Raw genomic sequence first — 4,979 nt, 5'->3', positions numbered from 1 at the left:
CACCGTACCCGTAACGGGGACACCCAGATCAACTGGGATGAACCTCACATCCTCCCGAACCCCGCGGGAGGAGCGAGCAGAAGGAGCTCGCTGTCAGGCCGCGGCTGTCAGAGCGCGCCTGTTCAGAGCGCGCCTGTCAGACCGCGACCGGGGCCTGGCTCGCCCATCTCGGAGCCGGCGGCCATGCCACGCCCCCGGGCCGGGGCAGCGCCCGTCGTGGCTCGACGGTGCGACCTGTCGGCAGGATCTCGCCGGTGTCCTCGAACAGGATCACCCCGTTACACAGCAGGATCCAGCCCTGGTCCCAATGCTGGCTGGCCACCCGGGCGGCGTCACGATCCACACTGTCCGCCGTGGGGCAGGGCGGGGAGTGCGGGCAACCACGTCGCCGGGGTGCGGCTGCGCGTGAGGCGCCGGCGGGCAGGGGATCGGAGGACGGCTCGGGCGAGGATGGCTCCGGGTCGTCGGAGGGCACCGGGGACGCCGATGCCGGGTCTGAAACGCGAACAGCTTGCACGAGCACCAGACGTTACGCCTCTCCGTAAGAAGCGTCACACCGAGGCGCGGGTGAAGGGGCCGACATGTCTGCGACCCCGGCCCGCAAGTCAGCGTGGACAACGGCTGTGACCAGCGCGGATGCGAAACACGGCACATCGGGAACCAGCCGGGCGGACCACGGGGTGCCTACAGCGAGATGCCGGTAACAGGACCGGACCATCGGATCGGTAGGTTACGGGGCGGTGGCCGAGCGGTTCCGCCACCCTGACCGCAACAATGACGTGGGCCGGTTCCGCTGATGCGCCCACCTGCATGAACGGCGCCCGTTGCCCCCGGCGACCGGGCATCGACACGGCAGGGCCACGGACAGGCACCAGTGAACGGCCACGGACCCGGACATGCCCGGCCACAAGGGGGTACGGACGATGGACGGCGCCACGAGTGTCGGTACCGATACCTTCGGGGGCCTCCCCACCGGCCCGCGTGCCGGCGGAAAGCCGGTCGAGGTGTCGGTCGTCATGCCGTGTCTGAACGAGCAGGAGTCGGTCGGCATCTGCGTACACAAGGCCCTTGCGGGACTGGCCACCGCGGGTGCCGCGGGCGAGGTCGTCGTTGTCGACAACGGGTCCACGGACCGGTCGGCGGACGTCGCCGCCGCCGCGGGTGCCCGGGTCGTCCGCGAGACCCGGCGCGGCTACGGCAACGCCTACCTGGCCGGGTTCGCCGCCGCCCGAGGCCGGCTGATCGTGATGGGCGACGCCGACGACTCCTACGACTTCTCAGATCTGGGCGTCCTGCTCGCTCCGCTGCGCGCCGGGCGGGCCGACTACGTGCTCGGGTCGCGCTTCGCCGGGGAGATCCTGCCGGGAGCGATGCCCTGGCTGCACCGTTACGTCGGCAACCCCGCACTCACCGGCATCCTGAACCGGCTGTTCGACGTCCGTTCCTCCGACGCGCACTCGGGCATGCGGGCCTTCAGCCGAGAGGCGTACCTGCGTATGCAGCTGCGCTGCGAGGGGATGGAGCTCGCCTCCGAACTGGTGATCGCCGCGGGCCGCGCCGAGCTGCGGATCGAGGAGGTGCCGATCACCTACCATCCGCGGGTCGGGGCCTCCAAGCTGCACTCCCTGCGGGACGGTTGGCGGCACCTGCGGTTCATGCTGCTGCTGGCGCCGAGGCACCTGTTCGTGCTGCCCGGCCTGGTGCTGCTGGCGCTCGGGATCGCGGGCCAGGCGGCGCTGCTGCCCGGCTCGCTCAATCTCGGCTTCCACCGGCTGGACCTGCACTTCTCGATCCTGTTCGCGCTGCTGGCGCTGCTCGGCTGGCAACTGGTGCTGCTGGGGGTCTGCGCCGACGTCCACAACCACGCCCTCGGCTGGCAGGAGCGCCGCCGCTGGCCACTGCCGCTCATCCACCGCCTGTTCACCCTCGAACGCGGGCTTGCGCTCGGCGCGGGCCTGTTCATCGTCGGATTCGTCGTGGACGTGGTCGTCCTCGTCCGCTGGCTGGCCAACCATCTCGGGCCGCTCAACGAGATGCGCCCGGCACTGCTCGCGATGACACTGATGGTGCTGGGCGCGCAGACCGCCTTCGGATCCTTCTTCCTGCGGCTGCTGACCGCCGGGCCCAGCGGGGGGCATCAGCGGGCGTCGGCCCGCGGTACTCGTGCCGGCACGGGCCCTGACGCGGGCGCGGTTGCGAGTGCCGGCCCAGGCTCCACCCGGGTCGGGACAGACTCCACCCGGGCCGGGACGAGCGGCCCACGGGCCGACACGCCCGGTCTCGGCCCGTTCTTCGAGGCGCTGGAACACCCGGCCGAGGTCGTCAGGTTCTGAGAACGGCGGATATTCATCATGGCCGTCCTGGGCAGAATGGCTGCCCTGGGCAGACGCCGCTTTCCACCGCTGCCCGGCGACGCCGCGCCCGTCTCCCTACGCGATCCCGCTGTCCTCGGGGATGACCCCGCGGATGACCTCGCCGCCCCGGGCCGGGTGCCGTCCGGGGAGCACCCCGGCCCGCTCTATGGCCCGAACGCGCGGCGCCGTGCATCGGGTCCGGCCTCCGCCCAGCCGGCCCGACCCGCCCGGCCGGTCACGCGGCATCTACCCTTCGCGGTTCTCCTGGTCGCCGGGATGACGCTGCGGGTGGTCACCGGGCACGCCTACCGGCCGGCGTTCGAGTTCAACGGCGACTCCTATGCCTACCTGCGACTTTCCACCCTGCACGCGCCCGACCCGATGCGGCCGGCCGGCTACCCCGCCTTCCTGCGCCTGCTGTCGCACACCGGCGACCTGTGGTGGGTGACAGTGGTCCAGCACGTCGCGGGCCTGGCGCCCGGGGTGGGGATCTACGTCCTGCTGGTCCACCGCCGAGTGGCGGCCCCGGTAGCGGCCATCGCCGCCGCGCCGGTCCTGCTGGACGCCTACCAGCTTGTCCTCGAGCACTACGTGATGGCCGAGACACTGTTCGCGATCCTGCTGGTCGCCGCGATGATCGCCCTGACCTGGTCGGCACGACCGTCGGTGTGGGCGTGCGGGCTCGCCGGCCTGTTACTGGGCGGGGCGGGCCTGGTCCGCACCATCGGGGTCGCCATGGGTGTGCTCGCCGTGGGCTACCTGCTTCTTCGTCGCGTCGGATGGCTCCGGTCCGCCGCCTTCGCCGTGATGCTCGCCGTTCCACTCGTCGGCTACGCGGGCTGGTTCCACACCGCGCACGGGAAATACGCGCTCACCGGTGGGGACGCGGTGTGGATGTACGGCCGGGTGGCACCGATCGCCGAATGTGATCGCCTGCACCTGAGCACACGCCAGCTCGTCCTGTGCTCCCCGCATCCGGTGACGGGGCGGCCCGATCCCAGCTACTACGTCTGGAACGGCAACAGCCCGCGCTGGCGGCTCGACATGCCCGACGACAAGCGGGACGCGCTGCTGCGCGACTTCACCCGCCAGGTCATCCGGTATCAGTTCGGTGACTACGCCCGGATGGTCGGCGGGGAGATCGCGCACTACTTCGCCCCGGGCCGACCGGTCGGGCACCGCGACTGGCCGGACGCGACCTGGCGGTTCCCGACCGGTGACGAACCGCGCTACCTGCACAACAACGAGCCACTGCTCGGCTTCCACGGGGACGCGCCCACCCGCGTCATCCGCAAGCCGTCCGCCGGTTTCCTGCGGAGCTACCAGCGTCTCGTCTTCACGCCCGGTCCGGCCCTGGCCGCGATGATGATCGTCACCATCGCCGCGATCATAACCCCGGACCGGGACCGCCGTGCGTCGCCGGGGAACCACAGCACCCGGCGCCGGGGGGGTCTGCGGGACCGGGCCGCCGAAGATCGACGGCTGCGGGCGGACATGGCCCTCCTCGTGGCGGCCGGGGCCGCCACGCTCATCGTCCCGGCCGCGACGGTGTGCTTCGACTACCGCTACCTGCTCCCCGTCCTCGTGCTCTTCCCGCCTGCCGCCGCGCTCGCGACCCGCCGCTTCGTACTGCTCAGTCGAGCCCCAACCGGGGTGCCTCGATCGCCGGGCAGGTGTCCATGACGACGTCCAGCCCGGCCTCGCCCGCACGCGCCGCGGCAGCCTCGTCCCGCACACCGAGCTGGAGCCAGACACCCTTCGCGCCGATCTTCACTGCCTCGTCGACGACCGGGCCGGCGAACTCCGACCGGACAAACAGGTCGACGACGTCGACGGGGAACGGGATCTCGCTCAACGTCGCGTATCCTTGCTCCCCCGCGACCGTAGGTGCCGAGGGGTGCACAGGTACGACACGCTTGCCGTGCCGTCGCAGGTAGTCCGCAATGCTGTAGGCGGTCCGGCGGGTGTCGTTGGACAGCCCCACCACCGCCCAGACCTCGGTGTCGGTGAGCATGCGGCGAATGGTGTCGTCGTCTCCGAAGCGCATACCTGCATAACCGCCCATGCCACCCGGTTCATCCGGACCGCGGAAGGGCTTCTCGGCTCCCGGCAATGATGGCTACCGTTTCCCCGCATGGGGGCGAGAAGCGCGAGCCCCGGTGGAGGCGGGCGCATAGGATCTTCACGTGGAGAACGTGGAGCTTTCCCCGCTTCCGGCCGCCGGAGGACGGCTGGCCGGCGGGACGGGAGCCGGCGGTGAGTGACAAGCACGAGGTGACGCTGTCCGCCTCGGCCGAGCGGGACCTGTCGAAGCTGGCCGAGCTCACCCGCGGCGAGGTCCGCCGGTTCCTCGACGGTGCCCTGCGCGACGATCCGCGCAAGGCCGGCACTCCGATCCCCGGCGAGCAGGTCGGCATGCACGAGGCCAGCGGGCGGACCTGGCGGATCCTCTACCGGATCGACGCCAACACCTGTTCTGTGCGCGTCATGGTCGTCGCGCCGCGAGGAGCCCGCTCCCGGGTCGTGCCGACGATCGGCAACGCCCGCCCCGCCACCGGATGGCGCCGCGTCTGAACCTGTGGGAGCGGAGGCGGTCAGCGGTCACGAGACTCGTACGGTCACGAG

General features: G+C 71.4%; 5 protein-coding genes. 3 read left to right on the top strand and 2 right to left on the bottom strand.

All coding sequences use genetic code 11. The features are described 5' to 3' along the window. Positions 1–136 precede the first annotated feature (136 nt). Positions 137–475, bottom strand: coding sequence for a DUF5999 family protein (locus ACY45C_RS13565; protein ID WP_462187972.1), 339 nt, complete (start codon positions 473–475; stop codon positions 137–139). A 448-nt stretch (positions 476–923) separates the two neighbouring features. Between ACY45C_RS13565 and ACY45C_RS13560 the strand changes: the two genes are divergently transcribed. Next, positions 924–2,333, top strand: a complete 1,410-nt coding sequence (locus ACY45C_RS13560) for a glycosyltransferase family 2 protein (protein WP_462187974.1) — start codon at positions 924–926, stop codon at positions 2,331–2,333. Between the two features lie 18 nt (positions 2,334–2,351). Next, positions 2,352–4,037, top strand: a complete 1,686-nt coding sequence (locus ACY45C_RS13555) for a hypothetical protein (protein ID WP_462187971.1) — start codon at positions 2,352–2,354, stop codon at positions 4,035–4,037. Here ACY45C_RS13555 and ACY45C_RS13550 read toward each other — a convergent pair. Further along, positions 3,988–4,419: a CoA-binding protein gene (locus ACY45C_RS13550; RefSeq protein WP_462187970.1), complete on the bottom strand. Its 432-nt coding sequence runs from the start codon at positions 4,417–4,419 to the stop codon at positions 3,988–3,990. The two genes, ACY45C_RS13555 and ACY45C_RS13550, sit on opposite strands and share 50 nt — an antisense overlap. A gap of 191 nt (positions 4,420–4,610) precedes the next feature. Here ACY45C_RS13550 and ACY45C_RS13545 point away from each other — a divergent pair, with 191 nt between their 5' ends. Further along, complete coding sequence (locus tag ACY45C_RS13545; RefSeq protein ID WP_462187969.1) at positions 4,611–4,928, top strand: type II toxin-antitoxin system RelE family toxin; 318 nt, start codon at positions 4,611–4,613, stop codon at positions 4,926–4,928. The last annotated feature ends 51 nt before the right edge of the window (positions 4,929–4,979 follow it).

This window comes from Frankia sp. CcWB2 (genome assembly GCF_977927585.1).
The sequence above is the reverse complement of the archived record's forward strand: the minus strand, read 5'-3'. Positions and strand labels throughout refer to the sequence as shown.

Excerpts from the sequence above, each read along its gene's own strand:
- ACY45C_RS13550 (WP_462187970.1), bottom strand. The coding sequence starts at position 4,419 with ATGGGCGGTTATGCAGGTATGCGCTTCGGAGACGACGACACCATTCGC.
- ACY45C_RS13560 (WP_462187974.1), top strand. The coding sequence starts at position 924 with ATGGACGGCGCCACGAGTGTCGGTACCGATACCTTCGGGGGCCTCCCC.
- ACY45C_RS13555 (WP_462187971.1), top strand. The coding sequence starts at position 2,352 with ATGGCCGTCCTGGGCAGAATGGCTGCCCTGGGCAGACGCCGCTTTCCA.